The organism is Mesorhizobium sp. BAC0120, assembly GCF_033542235.1.
Taxonomy (GTDB): domain Bacteria; phylum Pseudomonadota; class Alphaproteobacteria; order Rhizobiales; family Rhizobiaceae; genus JAWRCU01.
Genome location: NZ_JAWRCU010000011.1, coordinates 151,641 through 165,922 on the forward strand (window position 1 = coordinate 151,641; position 14,282 = coordinate 165,922).

The 14,282-nt window shown below is 63.6% G+C and carries 21 protein-coding genes; 6 read left to right on the forward strand and 15 right to left on the reverse strand.

From position 1 onward, the window contains the following. Positions 1 to 12: 12 nt before the first annotated feature. On the reverse strand, positions 13 to 369 hold the full coding sequence (locus tag SAZ10_RS23035; protein WP_318611725.1) for a GFA family protein: 357 nt from the start codon (positions 367 to 369) through the stop codon (positions 13 to 15). A 277-nt stretch (positions 370 to 646) separates the two neighbouring features. Here SAZ10_RS23035 and SAZ10_RS23040 point away from each other — a divergent pair, with 277 nt between their 5' ends. Continuing rightward, positions 647 to 1,057 carry a hypothetical protein gene (locus SAZ10_RS23040; protein ID WP_318611726.1) on the forward strand — a complete coding sequence of 137 codons (411 nt, stop codon included), beginning with the start codon at positions 647 to 649 and terminating at the stop codon, positions 1,055 to 1,057. 65 nt (positions 1,058 to 1,122) lie between these two features. Here the strand turns inward: SAZ10_RS23040 and SAZ10_RS23045 are convergent, their stop codons facing one another. From SAZ10_RS23045 to SAZ10_RS23065, 5 genes are read right to left on the reverse strand one after another with little or no spacing between them, the layout of a single operon-like run. Further along, a complete protein-coding gene (locus SAZ10_RS23045) occupies positions 1,123 to 1,428 on the reverse strand; it encodes an urease subunit beta (protein WP_318611727.1) in 306 nt (101 codons plus the stop codon). A gap of 10 nt (positions 1,429 to 1,438) precedes the next feature. Further along, positions 1,439 to 2,032, reverse strand: a complete 594-nt coding sequence (locus SAZ10_RS23050) for a HupE/UreJ family protein (RefSeq protein ID WP_318611728.1) — start codon at positions 2,030 to 2,032, stop codon at positions 1,439 to 1,441. Positions 2,033 to 2,065: 33 nt separating this feature from the next. After that, positions 2,066 to 2,320, reverse strand: coding sequence for a DUF1272 domain-containing protein (locus SAZ10_RS23055; protein WP_318611729.1), 255 nt, complete (start codon positions 2,318 to 2,320; stop codon positions 2,066 to 2,068). Between the two features lie 12 nt (positions 2,321 to 2,332). Beyond that, positions 2,333 to 2,635: an urease subunit gamma gene (locus SAZ10_RS23060; protein ID WP_318611730.1), complete on the reverse strand. Its 303-nt coding sequence runs from the start codon at positions 2,633 to 2,635 to the stop codon at positions 2,333 to 2,335. Between the two features lie 10 nt (positions 2,636 to 2,645). Further along, a complete protein-coding gene (locus SAZ10_RS23065; RefSeq protein ID WP_318611731.1) occupies positions 2,646 to 3,482 on the reverse strand; it encodes an urease accessory protein UreD in 837 nt (278 codons plus the stop codon). Between the two features lie 237 nt (positions 3,483 to 3,719). Here SAZ10_RS23065 and SAZ10_RS23070 point away from each other — a divergent pair, with 237 nt between their 5' ends. From SAZ10_RS23070 to SAZ10_RS23080, 3 genes are all read left to right on the forward strand, one after another. Beyond that, positions 3,720 to 3,974: an acyl carrier protein gene (locus SAZ10_RS23070; RefSeq protein ID WP_318611732.1), complete on the forward strand. Its 255-nt coding sequence runs from the start codon at positions 3,720 to 3,722 to the stop codon at positions 3,972 to 3,974. A 12-nt stretch (positions 3,975 to 3,986) separates the two neighbouring features. Continuing rightward, positions 3,987 to 5,198, forward strand: a complete 1,212-nt coding sequence (locus SAZ10_RS23075) for a beta-ketoacyl-[acyl-carrier-protein] synthase family protein (protein WP_318611733.1) — start codon at positions 3,987 to 3,989, stop codon at positions 5,196 to 5,198. Positions 5,199 to 5,319: 121 nt separating this feature from the next. Further along, entirely contained in the window at positions 5,320 to 6,024 is a 705-nt protein-coding gene (locus SAZ10_RS23080) for a glutathione binding-like protein (protein WP_318611734.1), read from the forward strand. Between the two features lie 9 nt (positions 6,025 to 6,033). Here the strand turns inward: SAZ10_RS23080 and SAZ10_RS23085 are convergent, their stop codons facing one another. Further along, the gene (locus tag SAZ10_RS23085; RefSeq protein ID WP_318611735.1) at positions 6,034 to 6,408 is read right to left on the reverse strand and encodes a GFA family protein; all 375 of its coding nucleotides are present in this window, start codon (positions 6,406 to 6,408) and stop codon (positions 6,034 to 6,036) included. 129 nt (positions 6,409 to 6,537) lie between these two features. On the opposite strand from SAZ10_RS23085, the gene SAZ10_RS23090 reads away from it, so the two are divergent. Then, positions 6,538 to 7,116 (forward strand): NUDIX domain-containing protein, encoded by a 579-nt coding sequence (locus SAZ10_RS23090; protein WP_318611736.1) that lies wholly within the window; start codon positions 6,538 to 6,540, stop codon positions 7,114 to 7,116. Between the two features lie 182 nt (positions 7,117 to 7,298). Here the strand turns inward: SAZ10_RS23090 and gph are convergent, their stop codons facing one another. From gph to rpe, 3 genes are read right to left on the reverse strand one after another with little or no spacing between them, the layout of a single operon-like run. Then, a complete protein-coding gene (gene gph / locus SAZ10_RS23095) occupies positions 7,299 to 8,000 on the reverse strand; it encodes a phosphoglycolate phosphatase (RefSeq protein ID WP_318611737.1) in 702 nt (233 codons plus the stop codon). Next, entirely contained in the window at positions 7,997 to 8,554 is a 558-nt protein-coding gene (locus SAZ10_RS23100; protein ID WP_318611738.1) for a thioredoxin family protein, read from the reverse strand. The genes gph and SAZ10_RS23100 overlap by 4 nt, the downstream gene beginning before the upstream one ends. 19 nt (positions 8,555 to 8,573) lie before the next feature. Next, entirely contained in the window at positions 8,574 to 9,257 is a 684-nt protein-coding gene (gene rpe, locus SAZ10_RS23105) for a ribulose-phosphate 3-epimerase (protein ID WP_318611739.1), read from the reverse strand. A gap of 321 nt (positions 9,258 to 9,578) precedes the next feature. Between rpe and hemA the strand changes: the two genes are divergently transcribed. After that, complete coding sequence (gene hemA, locus SAZ10_RS23110; protein ID WP_318611740.1) at positions 9,579 to 10,793, forward strand: 5-aminolevulinate synthase; 1,215 nt, start codon at positions 9,579 to 9,581, stop codon at positions 10,791 to 10,793. 45 nt (positions 10,794 to 10,838) lie between these two features. Here hemA and SAZ10_RS23115 read toward each other — a convergent pair whose 3' ends face one another. The 5 genes from SAZ10_RS23115 to SAZ10_RS23135 form a co-directional block, all read right to left on the reverse strand. Continuing rightward, positions 10,839 to 11,444: a helix-turn-helix transcriptional regulator gene (locus tag SAZ10_RS23115; RefSeq protein WP_318611741.1), complete on the reverse strand. Its 606-nt coding sequence runs from the start codon at positions 11,442 to 11,444 to the stop codon at positions 10,839 to 10,841. Positions 11,445 to 11,469: 25 nt separating this feature from the next. After that, a complete protein-coding gene (locus SAZ10_RS23120) occupies positions 11,470 to 12,342 on the reverse strand; it encodes a S1C family serine protease (RefSeq protein ID WP_318611742.1) in 873 nt (290 codons plus the stop codon). A 422-nt stretch (positions 12,343 to 12,764) separates the two neighbouring features. Beyond that, complete coding sequence (locus SAZ10_RS23125) at positions 12,765 to 13,175, reverse strand: VOC family protein (protein WP_318611743.1); 411 nt, start codon at positions 13,173 to 13,175, stop codon at positions 12,765 to 12,767. A gap of 140 nt (positions 13,176 to 13,315) precedes the next feature. After that, complete coding sequence (locus SAZ10_RS23130) at positions 13,316 to 13,915, reverse strand: Crp/Fnr family transcriptional regulator (protein WP_318611744.1); 600 nt, start codon at positions 13,913 to 13,915, stop codon at positions 13,316 to 13,318. 51 nt (positions 13,916 to 13,966) lie between these two features. Further along, on the reverse strand, positions 13,967 to 14,266 hold the full coding sequence (locus SAZ10_RS23135) for a DUF1778 domain-containing protein (protein ID WP_318611745.1): 300 nt from the start codon (positions 14,264 to 14,266) through the stop codon (positions 13,967 to 13,969). Positions 14,267 to 14,282: the final 16 nt, after the last annotated feature.

The following is a 14,282-nucleotide window of genomic DNA, read 5'->3' on the forward strand; positions in this document are numbered from 1 at the left end:
CGATTTGATGCTCTAGCTGCCGCGGCCGTCGAACTTGGCCGGATTCAACGCGAAGACGTCGATACCATCCAGGCATCGGGCATTGATCGCGACCATCTCGGTGCCGTCGGGTTTGGTGCCGCGGGAGAAGGATTCGATTCCGCAGACCTTGCAGAAGAGATGATGGATGACGTGCTTGTTGAACTGGAAATCCGTCAGGCTTTCCTCGCCGGAGAGCAGCGTGAAGCTCTCCGTAGGCGCGAAGGTCAAGATGCTGCCTAGCCGCCCGCAGCGCGAGCAGTTGCATGCGATGGTGTGATCGAGGTCGACCGTGACCTCGTAGCGAACAGCGCCGCATTGGCAGCCTCCCGTGTAGCGTTGTGCCGTCATTGCTCATCTCCTCTCAGGACTTGTGTTGGTTGCTTTGCCCACGCGAGGATCGATGCGACCTCACTGAGTCCGGCAGACGCGAAGCGGCCGAGCCTCGCAGGGGTGGTCCCGTCATCGGCCAGGGAACCGCTTGGCCAGCCGTCGGTTTTCCCTGGGCATCGGACCGAAAAGCGCGAAGCGGTTTTCGCATGGATCCGATACGTGAACAAAGAGATAGCGCGGCCTGGGGTGCAACTTCCGCGGGAGGTCCGTCGAAACAGACAATCGGAGATTCGTCATGGAATGCAGGAAGACGCTTATTGCAGCCGCGCTGATGGCCGGTGCCTTTTCGATACCCGCGTTTGCCGGCGGCGCGAAGGTCGACACGCAACAGACAGGCAGCACTGGCAAGGCGGATACCCAGACCGTGATGTCGGCGATCGACGCCAGCGAAGAGAGCAGTTCCGCCATCAGGAAGGCCATTGAGGTAAAGTCCGTGCACGTAGTCGACGTGTCGTCGCTTACCGGCACGGGCAGCAGCCTCGAGACGACGATCATGCGAAACAAGCCTAAAGTTGAGGAGGTTCAGGCGGCGCTGCAGTCGAACGCCACGCTGAACTCGGCGCTCGAGGCCAAGCACGTTGACGTGACCAAGGTGGTCGCCGCCGATATGGACGCGGACGGCAGGCTCACGGTCTATGTGAAATAAGCCGCCCGACCCCAGCAATGCGGGCGTGCAGCGCGGACGGCACACATGTAGCTGCGGCGTAATTTTCACAGCTTCCCCATCACCTTCCGCTGGAAGCCGTAGATGGTTTGCTTCCCCGAAAGGGGCACGAGCGTGACGTCGCGCTCCTGGCCGGGCTCGAAGCGCACAGCGGTCCCGGCTGGAATGTCGAGCCGCATGCCGCGCGCCTGCTCACGGTCGAAGCGCAGGGCTTCATTCGTCTCGAAGAAATGATAGTGGCTGCCGACCTGAATAGGTCGGTCGCCGCTATTGGCGATCCTGAGCGTCACCGTCGGCGCACCCTTGTTCAGCTCGATCACACCATCGGCGGGGATGACTTCTCCGGGGATCATGGCGTTGGCCTCAGATCGCGCCCAAGGCCAGCCCGACGCCGATTGCCGCACAGGCAGCGCCCGCCGCTCGTACCAGGTAGCGAAACTTCAGGCTGAGACCGAGCCCGGCAGCAATTCCGACGCCGTGCAGCAGCACGGTCGCCAGCGCAAAGCCTGCCATGTAATCGAGGCCGCCGGCGCTCTCCGGCACCTCGGTACCATGGGCATTGCCGTGAAGGAGAGCGAACAGGGCGATGACGACAGAGCCAGCGGCGACCGGAAGATCAACCGCAAGCGCCACCAGCAGGCCGAATGCAACCACCGAGGCGAGGATCCCCGGCTCGACGAAGGGGAACGGCACATGCAGCATGCCGAGCGTTCCTCCGATCAGCATGACGCCGACGAAGGCGGCGGGCCATGCCCAGATCGCGCGGCCGCCCTTGAGCGCGGCCCAGAGACCGACGGCGATCATGACTGTCACGTGATCGAGGCCGGACAGGGGGTGGCCGAAGCCGGTAGCGAAAGACGAGGTCGAGTCGACGCCGACATGCGCGTAGGCCGGTGCCGCGGCGGCGGCGAGCAGCAGGGCAGAGAGAGCGGCTTTCCTGGTCATCGAAGGAAGCATGGCAAAACCTTTCGTGCAGATATCGTCATACGATCAGGCGCTCTCGCGAAGCGTCACGCAATCCTCACGCAGCACGCGCTTCGCCGAGGCCGGATATTTCAGAAGCTTTCCGGCCGGCCTGATCGGCCGCGGGGCGAAATTGCCGCCGCAATTGGGGCAGAGGCCGCCGAAGGCGTTTTCAGCGCAATCGGCGCAGAACGTACACTCGAAGGTGCAGATCATCGCCTCGCGGGAATCGGGCGGCAGATTCTTGTCGCAGCATTCGCAATTCGGCCTGAGTTCGAGCATCGTTCCTCCCGTTCAACGGATAGGTTCGTGGACGGTGACCAGCTTGGTGCCGTCCGGAAAAGTGGCCTCGACCTGGACATCGTGGATCATTTCGGCGACGCCTTCCATCACCTGGTCCCGCGAAACGACATGAGCGCCCGCTTCCATCAGCTCGGCTACCGAACGCCCGTCGCGGGCGCCTTCGACCACGAAATCCGTGATCAGCGCCATCGCCTCGGGATGATTCAACCTGACCCCGCGCTCCAGCCGCCTGCGGGCGACGATCGCGGCCATGGCGATCAAAAGCTTGTCCTTCTCTCGTGGCGTCAGATACATGCGTGGGTACCTAAAGTGTCCAGACTTTGGGCAGGCCTGCCCGCTCGTTGAGCAGCTCCAGAAGTGGGATCAGCCGCCTGCGAAGCGTATAGCCGTCGCCGGCGACCAGCCTCGCAAGAAGCTTGCCAGACCCGGCGACCTCCCAGGCGCTTGCCCCGCCGGCTTCGCCGATGATGGCACGCGCTGCGTCGATGTTCGCGGCAGCATCCTCCGAAAAAAGCAGCACCGTTGCGAAGGCTTCCGCGCCGCCGAGCGCGGCGCGCGAGGCGAGCTGCCCGTCGATCTCCGGGCCGACCGCGAAATCCTCGGCGTGGATCAAGCTTCCGCGCCGCCATACCCGCCAGCGATCGGAGAAACGAGCATGCCGGACCTGTTCCCCCATGGCCCGGCGCCCGAAGACCGTCGCCTCCATGATCAGCGCCTCGGCGCCTGGAGCAAGGTCGAGATCGATCCGGCGGCAAATCGCCGAATTGTCGAACACGATCGTTTCCTGAGGCAGCCAGGCGAGCCGGCCGCCGGCGGCGACCGACAGGCGGCAGCCGACTTCGGCTGTGCCGGACGATGCACGATAGAGTTTTTCGCAAGCCTGGGTCGTCACAACCGCCGACGCTCCCTCTCCGACCGTCACTGCCCAGTCGAGCCGGTCGCCTCCGGTCAAGCCGCCGGCCGTATTGATGAGCACGGCCTCGAGCGGGTCGGCCTCTCTCGTCGGCATCCTGAGCTTTGCGGCGCCTTCCTGATAAAGCCGCTCGATCCGCGTGCGGTCGGCTTTTGCCACCACGACGAGCTCGCCGCGCGCCGAGACCCGCTCGGCGGCAACCGCGGAGAAGTCATGCTCGTGTCGCATGCGCTACTCCTTCCAGCCAGCCTGTTTGGCCAAAATCCAGGCTTGAAGCAGAACGGCCGGATCGAGCCGCCAGATCGAGCGCCGGTTTCGGCTGTTGCCTCGCCGCGATTTGGTTTCTATAGAACAAACAGCCGCTTTTTTCCGGGACGCTAATTAAGAGCAGGCCAACTGTCTTATGCGGTCCATGGCGGCAGCTTGTCTTTACGCAGGCAGGGCGGATCAATTCGGGAACGCGCAATGGCAGATCAGCTGGCAACTGAGATCATCAACAAGATAAAAGCGCACGCCGAGCCCGACGGCAATGAAATAACTGTCGACACCGAGCTGGACCAACTCGGTATCCATTCGCTCGAACTCACGGAGATCGTCTTCGATATCGAGGAGGCGTACGGCATCGAGATCGAGATGAACACGGTCGAGGCCTGGAACAAGCTCAAGAATGTCGGCGACATTGTCGAAGCGACGCGTGCCCTGATCGCTGCAAAAGGCTAGGTCGGCTTGAGAATGGCGCGGCAACGCATCGTCATCACCGGCCTTGGCGGAATTTGCGGACTCGGCACCGACGTTCCATCGATCTGGGACGCGATGAAGGCCGGCCGCTCGGCGATCGGCGACATCACGACCACGCCGCTTTACGAGGTGAAGGTCCGGATAGGCGCGGAGATCAAGCAGGTCCCAGATGGTGAGCTGGACCGTCGCCGGCTTGCGACGATGGATCGCTATAGCCTGATCGCGGTGATCGCGGCCGGCGAAGCGCTCAGGCAGTCCGGAATTTCGGTCACCGTAGCCAACACCGCGCGCATCGGCGCCGTGGTCGGCACCGGCATTTTCGGAGCCGAAACGCTGGAGGACAATTATCGCGGCCTGCTGGTTGAGAAGCGGTCGCGCGCGAATGTTTTTGCGGTCCCGCGCGCCATGCCGGGGGCCCCTGCTGGTCAGGTGAGCATGGTCTACGGCTTGCGCGGCCCGGTCTTTGGCGTGACCTCGGCCTGCTCTTCCTCCAACCATGCCTTCGCTTCGGCGGCCGATCAGCTGAGGCTCGGCCGCGCCGATGTCATGCTTGCCGGAGGCACCGATGCGCCGCTCACCTATGGGGTGCTGAAGGCCTGGGAGGCACTTCGCGCGGTTGCCCGCGACACCTGCCGGCCGTTCTCGGCGGATCGCGACGGGCTCGTGCTAGGCGAGGGCGCAGGCATGGCGGTGCTCGAGACCTATGAGCATGCGAAGGCGCGCGGCGCGACCATTCTGGCCGAGCTCGCCGGCACCGGCATGTCGGGCGACGCATCCGATATCGTCGCTCCGACCGTGGAGGGGCCGACTGCGGCGATGAAGGCCTGTCTTGCCGACGCCGATCTTGCGCCGGAAGATATCGACTACGTCAACGCGCACGGAACCGGCACCAAGTTCAACGACCAGCTCGAGACGCAGGCGATCCGCCGCGCCTTCGGCAAGCATGCAGAAGCCGTGTCGGTTTCCTCGACCAAGTCGATGCACGCCCATTGCATGGGTGCCTCCGGCGCGATCGAGCTGATCGCCTGCGTCATGGCGATCCGCCAGGGGATAGTCCCGCCGACCGCGAACTACCGCGAGAAGGATCCCGACTGCGACCTCGACGTGACGCCCAACGTCGCACGCCAGCGCAAGGTGCGAGCTGCCCTCAGCAACGCCTTCGCCTTCGGCGGCACAAACGCCGTCATCGCGGTCAAGGAAGCCTGAGACCAAACGACCACCCCGGAGCAGATCTCGTTTCCCGCCATTGCCGATCGCCGCCGACCGCCCAAATCGAAGCAGCGTCCTTTCACCACCTTCATCCCTCTCGAATTTGCCAGGAGTTCAGATGGCCGACCTTTCCGCCTTTCCGATCACCAAACGCTGGCCGGCCAGGAACCCGGATATCCTCCAGCTCTATTCCCTGCCGACGCCGAACGGCGTGAAAGTGTCGATCATGCTGGAGGAGGTCGGCCTCCCCTACGAGGCGCATCTGGTCGATATAGGCAACAACGAAAGCTGGACGCCGGAATTCCTCTCGCTCAACCCGAACGGCAAGATCCCGGCGATCCTCGATCCCAACGGTCCCGGCGGCAAGCCGCTCGGTCTGTTCGAGTCCGGCGCGATCCTTGTCTATCTCGCCGAGAAGACGGGCAAGCTGTTGCCTGCCGATCTCGCCCGCCGCTACGAAACGATCCAGTGGGTGTTCTTTCAGATGGCCTTCATCGGCCCGATGTTCGGCCAGCTCGGCTTCTTCTTCAAATTCGCCGGTAAGGATATCGAGGACAAGCGCCCGCTGAACCGGTATCGCGACGAATCGAAGCGTCTACTCGGCGTGTTGAACGCGCGGCTCGTAGGCCACGACTGGATCATGGGCGAGGAATACACCATCGCCGACATCTCGATGCTCGGCTGGGTGCGCAACCTGATCGGCTTCTATGGCGCGCGCGACATCGTCGAGTTCGACAGCTTCCCGAATGTCGCGGCCTGGCTCGACCGCGGTCTCGAACGTCCGGCAGTCCAGCGCGGCATCGCGATCCCGGCGCGGAGTTAAAGTCAGCCGTCACTCGTCGGGGTCGCGCTGGAACTGCCTGGCGCCATCCACCGGGCGCAGCCAATGCTCGCGCCGCCAGGTCCAGAGCTCGTATTGGGGCGTGAAGTTGGTCGGCGCGTTTTCGAGCGTGCCGATCTTGATCTCCGCCTCATCGTCACGCAACGCAAACAGGCGAGAGCCGCATTTCGGGCAGAAGCTGCGGCCGCTCCACGTTGCGAAGTCGCCGCTCGACTGGAATGCCGAGCGCGGCCAGACCGCGAAGGCGGTGAAGGTGCTGCCGGTCTCCTGCCGGCATGAGGTGCAGTGGCAGATACCAACCCGCGAAGGTTCGCCCGAAACCTGATAGCGGACCTGACCGCAACTGCAGCTTCCGTGACGTATCATCGAAGCCAATCCTGTCTTGCATGACCTTCGCTGAACAACGTCCGACCGGAAGCAGCGTTCCGGCGGTTGCTGCCACACTACGGCGACGTTATTCCGGTAGGCGGCAGCACACATGTCGGGAGATTGACCTTGGACGACCGCATCCGAATCCGCTCCATCGAAGTGCTCTCCGACGAATGGGCGGTGCTGAAAAAGACGACTTTCGATTATCGCCGCAGCGACGGCACCTGGGAGACGCAGGTCAGGCAGACCTATGACCGCGGCGACGGCGCGGTCATCCTGCCCTATGACCGCGAACGCGGCACGATCCTGCTCGTGAGGCAGTTCCGCTACCCGGCCTATGTCACCGGCCACAAGGAGCCGCTGATCGAGGCCTGCGCCGGTCTGCTCGACGAGGACGATCCCGAGACCTGCATCCGCCGCGAGGCGGAAGAGGAGCTGGGCTATCACCTGAAGGACGTCCGCCGCCTCTATGCGCCCTACATGAGCCCGGGCAGCGTCACCGAGCGGCTGTGGTTCTTCCTGGCCGAGTATCGGCCATCCGACCGCATTTCCGACGGCGGCGGGGCAGCCGACGAGGGCGAGGACATCGAGGTGCTGGAGATTTCGCTCGACGAAGCGCTGGCGCTCATTGCCAATGGCGACATCGTCGACGCCAAAACGATCATGCTCGTGCAGCACCTTGCGCTGGAGCGGACGGGAGTGTGAGCGCGCGGCGAGGCGGCCTGAACTAGAGCGTTCTGCGCCTGACGCAGGCGCTGCCCCTCACCCTTACCCTCTCCCCGTAAGGACGGGGAGAGGGGGCGACAACGTCTCAGAATCCCCTCTCCCCGTTTTTAACGGAGAGAGGGTGAGGGTGAGGGGCAGCCCCAACCTAAACGCAGAAGGCTCTAAGCGGCCGGCTTGAGCGTCGGCAGCACGCCCCCGAGCTGACGGAAGCTGTCGATCACGACGTCCGCGCCGAGCTGTTCGACGGGAACGACCGTATAGCCGCCGCGCACGATGATGGCGAAGGTGCCTGCCGCGCGTGCTGCCTTCACGTCCGAAACGCTGTCGCCGACCATCACGGCATCCCACGGCTTCGCGCCGAACTGATCCAGAGCCGCAAGCAGCATGTCGGGTGCCGGTTTCTTGGCGACGCCGGCATCGCCGCCGATCACCGTGCCGAAGAAATGGGCCAGCCTGAAATGATCGAGGATCGTCTCGATGAAGCGCTGCGGCTTGTTTGTGACAAGGCCAAGACGCACGCCCTCACCATGAAGGGCGTCGAGCGCACCGCGCACGCCGGGCATCAGCGTCGTCAGCCCCGTGAGATGCTTCGCGTAGATATCGAGCATCGCCATGTATTCGTCCTGCAACTCGGCGGGCGAAAGCGATTCCGTGGTCGCCGCAAAGGCGCGCTCGACCAGCTTCTGCACGCCGTTCCCGATCATCGACTTGACCTGGTCGAGCGGCAGCGGGCCAAGACCGCGGCGGGCAAGCAGCTCGTTGACGGCAGCCCTGATGTCGGGGACCGAATCGATCAGCGTACCGTCGAGGTCGAACAGAACGGCGCGCGGCCAATGCGGCTCTTCGTGGACGAAGCCGTTCATGCGTGCTCCTTCCACTTGATCGAGCAGCCGATGGAGGCTACCTGCTCGGCCGGTCCACGGCCGGTCCTGGCAATTTCGACCATCGCCTCGTAGAGGTCACGGCGCAGGTCCGACGGTCCCGTCTCCTTGCGCGAGGCGTCGAGCCTGCCGCGATACTGCAGCTCCAGCGCGCGGTTGAAACCGAAGAAATCCGGCGTGCAGACCGCGCCGTAAGCGCGGGCGACCGACTGATCCTCGTCATAGAGATAGGGGAAGGTGAAATCGTGCTTCTTCGCGAAGAGCTGCATCTTCTCGAATGAATCTTCCGGATAGGTCTCGACATCGTTCGAGCTGATCGCCACGAAACCGATGCCGTGCGGCTTGAGGTCGTTTGCGTCGCGTACGATGCGGTCGATCACGGCCCTCACATAGGGGCAATGGTTGCAGATGAAGGCGACAACCAGCCCGTTCGGTCCCTTCTCCGCAAAAATCGAGCGCTTGCGCCGGTCGACGCCGGGCAATGTCGCGTCGATGGCTTTCCATCCGAAATCGCAAACCGGAGGTACAGCTGACATGGAACTCTCCCTTGCATGCTCACGCAACCTTGGCTATGGCGCCGTCGGCGGCATTGCGCAATCTCTCGATCCTTGCGCGATATTCACCCTCTGCGCCGCCCTCGAAGATCGACGAACCGGCGACCAGCACGCCAGCGCCTGCCGCAGCGACGAGCGGCGCGGTTTCGACCGAAATGCCGCCATCAACCTCGATATGGATCGGTCGGCTGCCGATCATCGCCTTGACCCGCCTGATCTTGTCCAGGATGGCCGGAATCAAGGCCTGCCCACCGAAGCCCGGGTTGACGGTCATCAGAAGGATGACGTCGAGCCGGTCCAGCACATATTCGATCGCACTCTCCGGCGTCGACGGATTGATCGCGACGCCAGCCTTCTTGCCGTGGTTCCTGATCGCCTGCAGCGAGCGGTCGAGATGAGGTCCCGCCTCGGCATGAACGGTGATGCTGTCGCAGCCAGCCTCCGCGAAGGCGGCAATATAAAAATCGGCCGGCGAGATCATCAGATGGCAATCGAAGCGCTTGCGGGTGCGATCGCGGATCGCCTTGATGAGGGGCGGGCCGAAAGTGATGTTTGGCACGAAGTGGCCGTCCATCACGTCGAGATGGATCCAGTCGGCGCCTGCGGCGTCCACCGCCTCGACTTCCTCGCCGAGCCGCGAGAAATCGGAGGCCAGAATGGAAGGGGCGATCAAGGTCTTCGTCACGCAGTCTCCTCGCCGCCATCGTCCCTGAGCTTCCGAGATTCGCCTACGGCCCTATATACAACTCGCCCGGGCAGGCGTTCACGCAGTGTGACATTATATCTCTGGCCCGGATGCTGGAAAGCTCCGTGCACGTTGGCCTAAGGGTGAATGAAGTGATCCTGCAGCGAGCCGCAGGATCTGACGGGGAATGCCTCGATACTCCGCGCAGGTTTGTGCTGGATCAAAGACAGGTTTGCGACCAAAGGTCACCTGACAGGCACGACCGAATTGTCTAGAAAGCCGCCAGCCCACCGGGTACGGTGGCTAGTGCAGGAGCAACAGATGGATTTCGAAGCACTTTTTGCCGAGAAGCTCGATGGCCTCCACAAGGAGGGACGCTACCGTGTCTTCGCCGAGCTCGAGCGCAAGAAGGGCGATTTCCCACGCGCCATACGCTATTCCGACCGTGGCGAAAGAGAAGTGACCGTCTGGTGCTCCAACGACTATCTCGGCATGGGCCAAAACCCGACCGTGCTTGCCGCCATGCATGAGGCGCTCGACCGTTGCGGGGCGGGTGCCGGCGGGACACGCAACATTTCCGGCACAAACCATTATCACGTGCTGCTCGAGCGCGAGCTTGCCGATCTGCACGGCAAGGAATCCGCGCTGCTGTTCACGTCGGGCTATGTCTCGAACTGGACCACGCTCGGCACGCTCGGCGCGCATATCCCCGGTGCGGTGATCTTCTCGGATGAGCAGAACCACGCCTCCATGATCGAGGGTATCCGCCACTCGAGGGCCGAGAAGCGCATCTGGAAGCACAACGACCCCCGGGATCTCGACCGGCTTCTTTCGGAATATGGGCGCGACGTGCCGAAGATCGTCGCTTTCGAGTCCGTCTATTCGATGGACGGCGACATCGCGCCGATCAAGGAAATCTGCGACGTGGCCGACAAGCACGGCGCCATGACCTATCTCGACGAGGTGCATGCGGTCGGCATGTATGGCCCGCGTGGCGGCGGCGTGGCCGAGCGCGAAGGGCTGATGGATCGCCTCACCATCATCGAAGGCACGCTCGGCAAGGCGTTCGGCGTCGTCGGGGGCTATATCGCCGGTTCGACCAGGCTCTGCGATTTCATCCGCAGCTTTGCTTCCGGCTTCATCTTCACGACGTCGCTGCCGCCGCATGTCGCGGCCGGCGCGCTCGCCTCGATCCGCCATCTCAAGGTCAGCAACGTCGAGCGGGAAATGCACCGCGATCGGGTCGCCAAGGTGCGCGCTCGCCTCGACAGGCTCGGCATCCCCTACCTGCCGAACCCGAGCCACATCGTGCCGGTGATGGTGTGCGATCCCGTGAAGTGCAAATGGATCAGCGACATCCTGCTGGATAATTACGGCGTCTACGTCCAGCCGATCAATTACCCGACGGTGCCGCGCAAGACCGAGCGCCTGCGCATCACGCCGTCGCCGCTCCATACCGATGCCGACATCGACCATCTGATCGGCGCGCTCTCCGACCTCTGGTCGCAATGCGCTCTGGCAAGGGCGGTGGCGTAGCAGCTTCCTGGGACAATCCCAGCGCCCGGTCTCCGGCGCTTACTCTCAAATCAGCACCAGCCCCTCGCGCATGGCGATGGCTATGGCATCGGTGCGGTTGACGGCGCCGAGCTTCTCCAGAATGGCGGCGACGTGAAACTTCGCGGTGTGAACCGAGATGTCCAGCTTGCGCGCGATCAGCTTGTTCGAGGCGCCCTCGGCGAGCAGCGCGAGCACCTGCCTTTCCCGCTGGGTAAGGGCTACTGGCTGCGCGGCAGCATGGGAGGTTACAAGGGAGGTCCCAGCGTCATTCGCGAGGCTGCGCTCGCCGGCCGGATCGCGGGCTGACTCCGCCGGCACCGTCCTGTAACCCGCCGCAGCCAAGCGAAGCGCGGCGGCAATCACCGAATCGGCACTGGTTGGGCGAAGGACCGCGCGAATATTGGCGCCCGCCGGAGTCCGCTCCGCCAGCACGACATGGGGCGTCACGGCATCGAGCGTCCGGCCGTCGGTGACGGCGAGGTCGTGTCCATCGGTCGAGCCCACGTCCTGCTCGTTGCCCGTCTCTAGGACGGTCCGCATGCCCTCCTCCTCTGTGAGGTAAGCGGCAAGCTCTTCCGCCCGCACGCGGTCGGGGAGCGCTATGAGGACAATCGGCCGTCTCTCCGCCATCAGTTCAGGGCCGCCATCCATCCGTTCAAGCCGAAGGTCTTTCGCCGACCGTGAGATCCACCTGCTGCGTCTGGCCGCCGCGCAGGATCGACAGCTTCACCGCCGCTCCGACGCTGTCCGGTCCGAGCCTGCGGACCAGGTCGCGAGGGCCGCGCACGACTTCGCCGTTCCATTGGGTGATAACGTCGCCGACATAGAGGCCGGCACGCTTTGCCGGTCCACTGTCGTCGAGCTTCATCACGATCGCGCCAGACACGCGCTCGTCGCGGAGCGGATGCAAGCCGGCGCCGAGATAGCCGCGGGCAAGACGGCCCTTTTCGGCAAGCACCGGCGCGACGCGGTCGATCGTCTCGGCCGGGATCACCAGCGCGCGGCGGCGCGGGCCGAACAGCACCATGCCGATCAAGGCGCCGTCGACGTCGAGCGCGGCAGCGCCTTCGAAGCGGCCGTCCAGCCCGGCCGAAAGGCCGATGCGGCGGTCGATCAGCCCGCCGCGCATGCTGCGCCAGGCAGGACCTGCCTCATTGACGACACCGAAGCCGGCAAGCGGCGAATTGCCGTTGCGCCCGGCAACGATCGCCAGCGCGCCGGCGCGAACCCCTCTGGCATGAGCGAAGGGAGACAGCGGCGAGGCGCCGGCCGGCTTCAGCACGGCGATGCCGGTTGCCGCGTCGCTGCCGAGCAGCTCGGCCTTCACATTTTCGCCGGACGCCAGCGTCGTCACGATTTCAGCGTCGGGATCGACCGCCTCCTCCGGGGCGACATAGAGGCCGTCGCGCCAGTGGAAGGCGCTGGCGAAATGATGACGGTCCACGCTGACGCTTGCGGTCAACGAGGCTGCGGCCTCGGCGCGGTCGGCCACGGCCTTCGAGAAACCGGCGAGATCGAATTCAGACATGTTCAACTCCTGGGCAGGGATGTTGTCGATTGAACCCAATATCTGCCCTTCCTCCCGCGGCTGTAACTCGCCGCACGGCTAGGATTTGCGCACCCCTCCATCCGGCGAGGTGCCTGCTGTTTCGAAAAATATAGGAGGCGACGCGCCTTTTCGCAGCTGGATGCCGCGGCTCTCCGGCCGTCAGGGCATGCCGCTTTCGGTCTTATCGGTATGCCTTGGAGAAGCTGGAAATTCCTGCCGTACCGCGGGTGCTTGTTACCACCTGACCCTGATGGTTCTGTCGGTCATCTCGATCACCGTGCAGCCAATAAGTGTCGCCGAATTGGCCTATGCATATCGTGGAATCATCGGCTCAGCAGGTAAGTCTGCTCAATGTGCCAGGGCAGGCCCCACGGGGGCCAGCCCTGGCTCGCGCCGATGCCTCAGCCGGCCGACGGAAACGCCGCAGGATCCATCCACAGCGCTTCCCAAACATGGCCGTCGGGGTCAGCGAGGCTGCGGTTGTACAGGAAGCCGAAGTCCTGCTTTGGGTTGATGTCGGCCGTTCCGCCGTTGCTCGCCGCAGCCTCGTTCATCTTGTCGACCGCTTCGCGGTTGTCGCAGGAGACCGCCAACATCACCTCGCTCGAGCTTGCCGGCGGAATCGGGCGATTGGTGAAGTTGCGCCATTTGGCATGAGTAAGCAGCATGACGTTGATGGTCTCGCTCCAGACCATGGCCGCGCTGTTCTCGTCGCTGAACTGGGCGTTGTTGATGAAACCCAGCGCCTCGTAGAAGGCCCTGGCGCGCGGCAGGTCGGTCACCGGCAGGTTGACGAAAATCATCTTGGTCATCTCACATCTCCCTTAATTTGCGGCGATACACTTGCGGCTCAGTCCGATAAGCGCCGCCATGCTCGTCATCGCGACCGCTTGCCGGTGAGTGTTTAGAGGTGATGCGGAGGGAGAGAATTGATGTTTGGTAAGGAATCGCCTCAATCACGAACCATCCGGCCATAGGCGATAGCGCGGCGGAGGCGACTTAGGCTTTCGGGTGTGATGCCCAGCCACGCCGCAATATGGTGCTGCTTCAGCCGCTTGTGCAGGTCCGGTTCGCGGCGGATGAAGTCGCGGTAGCGCTTCATCGCATCGTCATGCCGAAAAGAGACTTCGTCCGGCTCCTTCTCAATGATCCAGTGGCGTTCCATGTAGCGGATGTAGAAGGCGGCGATATCGGGAAACTTGGCGACGAGCTTTCTGAAGGCCGCAAAGTCGTATTCGAGAACGGTGCTGTCCTCGATGGCGGTGATGGCGAACAGGCTCGGCTCGCCGAGCAGCGTGGCGCTGACCGAGGCGGCGATGCGGTTCTCCGGAAAGAAGTATTTGATGATCAAGTCGCCGTTTGGACCAACGTAGTGCTGGTAGAACAGGCCCTCGACCACGAAGGCGTAGCTCGTCGGTACGTCGCCTGCCCTGACAAGAGACTCGTCCTTGAGATATTGGTTGGGTCGCAGAACCGCAGCCCAGGCGCTTTCGGCTTCCTCCGACAGATCGGCGTATGTCCGAATCTTTGCGAAGAAGGTTTCCGTGGTCATTCATCGACCTGAGAAATCGCGACGGCGCTCAAATCGGTTTCGATCCAACGCTCAGCTTTTTGCCGCGTAGCCGGGTTCCCATGGCGCCGCACGCTTTGCCAGTTCAACGACTTCGGGCACCGGGACCCCAGCTACTGACAGGACAGCCACAAAGTCGGCGAAGCCCTCCGGGCTCATGCGAATAAGCAGGTTTTCCATTAACACATTCTCGGCAGCGCGTACGGCAGCCTCGCGCACGAAGTCCGTGCGCGAACGACCGCGCAGGCCCGCCGCGCGGTCGATCATTGCGAGCTCGGCCTTAGGCAGTCGCATCGAGATCGGGCGGTCCTTGCGTTCAGCGTTGGCAACCATGGCTTTCCCCTTCGTG

Excerpts from the sequence above, each read along its gene's own strand:
- SAZ10_RS23070 (WP_318611732.1), top strand. The coding sequence starts at position 3,720 with ATGGCAGATCAGCTGGCAACTGAGATCATCAACAAGATAAAAGCGCAC.
- SAZ10_RS23060 (WP_318611730.1), bottom strand. The coding sequence starts at position 2,635 with ATGTATCTGACGCCACGAGAGAAGGACAAGCTTTTGATCGCCATGGCC.
- SAZ10_RS23035 (WP_318611725.1), bottom strand. The coding sequence starts at position 369 with ATGACGGCACAACGCTACACGGGAGGCTGCCAATGCGGCGCTGTTCGC.
- SAZ10_RS23115 (WP_318611741.1), bottom strand. The coding sequence starts at position 11,444 with ATGGCGGAGAGACGGCCGATTGTCCTCATAGCGCTCCCCGACCGCGTG.
- SAZ10_RS23100 (WP_318611738.1), bottom strand. The coding sequence starts at position 8,554 with ATGTCAGCTGTACCTCCGGTTTGCGATTTCGGATGGAAAGCCATCGAC.
- gph (WP_318611737.1), bottom strand. The coding sequence starts at position 8,000 with ATGAACGGCTTCGTCCACGAAGAGCCGCATTGGCCGCGCGCCGTTCTG.
- SAZ10_RS23055 (WP_318611729.1), bottom strand. The coding sequence starts at position 2,320 with ATGCTCGAACTCAGGCCGAATTGCGAATGCTGCGACAAGAATCTGCCG.
- SAZ10_RS23085 (WP_318611735.1), bottom strand. The coding sequence starts at position 6,408 with ATGATACGTCACGGAAGCTGCAGTTGCGGTCAGGTCCGCTATCAGGTT.
- SAZ10_RS23050 (WP_318611728.1), bottom strand. The coding sequence starts at position 2,032 with ATGCTTCCTTCGATGACCAGGAAAGCCGCTCTCTCTGCCCTGCTGCTC.
- SAZ10_RS23125 (WP_318611743.1), bottom strand. The coding sequence starts at position 13,175 with ATGACCAAGATGATTTTCGTCAACCTGCCGGTGACCGACCTGCCGCGC.
- SAZ10_RS23130 (WP_318611744.1), bottom strand. The coding sequence starts at position 13,915 with ATGACCACGGAAACCTTCTTCGCAAAGATTCGGACATACGCCGATCTG.
- SAZ10_RS23045 (WP_318611727.1), bottom strand. The coding sequence starts at position 1,428 with ATGATCCCCGGAGAAGTCATCCCCGCCGATGGTGTGATCGAGCTGAAC.
- SAZ10_RS23080 (WP_318611734.1), top strand. The coding sequence starts at position 5,320 with ATGGCCGACCTTTCCGCCTTTCCGATCACCAAACGCTGGCCGGCCAGG.
- SAZ10_RS23075 (WP_318611733.1), top strand. The coding sequence starts at position 3,987 with ATGGCGCGGCAACGCATCGTCATCACCGGCCTTGGCGGAATTTGCGGA.
- SAZ10_RS23120 (WP_318611742.1), bottom strand. The coding sequence starts at position 12,342 with ATGTCTGAATTCGATCTCGCCGGTTTCTCGAAGGCCGTGGCCGACCGC.
- SAZ10_RS23065 (WP_318611731.1), bottom strand. The coding sequence starts at position 3,482 with ATGCGACACGAGCATGACTTCTCCGCGGTTGCCGCCGAGCGGGTCTCG.
- hemA (WP_318611740.1), top strand. The coding sequence starts at position 9,579 with ATGGATTTCGAAGCACTTTTTGCCGAGAAGCTCGATGGCCTCCACAAG.
- SAZ10_RS23135 (WP_318611745.1), bottom strand. The coding sequence starts at position 14,266 with ATGGTTGCCAACGCTGAACGCAAGGACCGCCCGATCTCGATGCGACTG.
- SAZ10_RS23040 (WP_318611726.1), top strand. The coding sequence starts at position 647 with ATGGAATGCAGGAAGACGCTTATTGCAGCCGCGCTGATGGCCGGTGCC.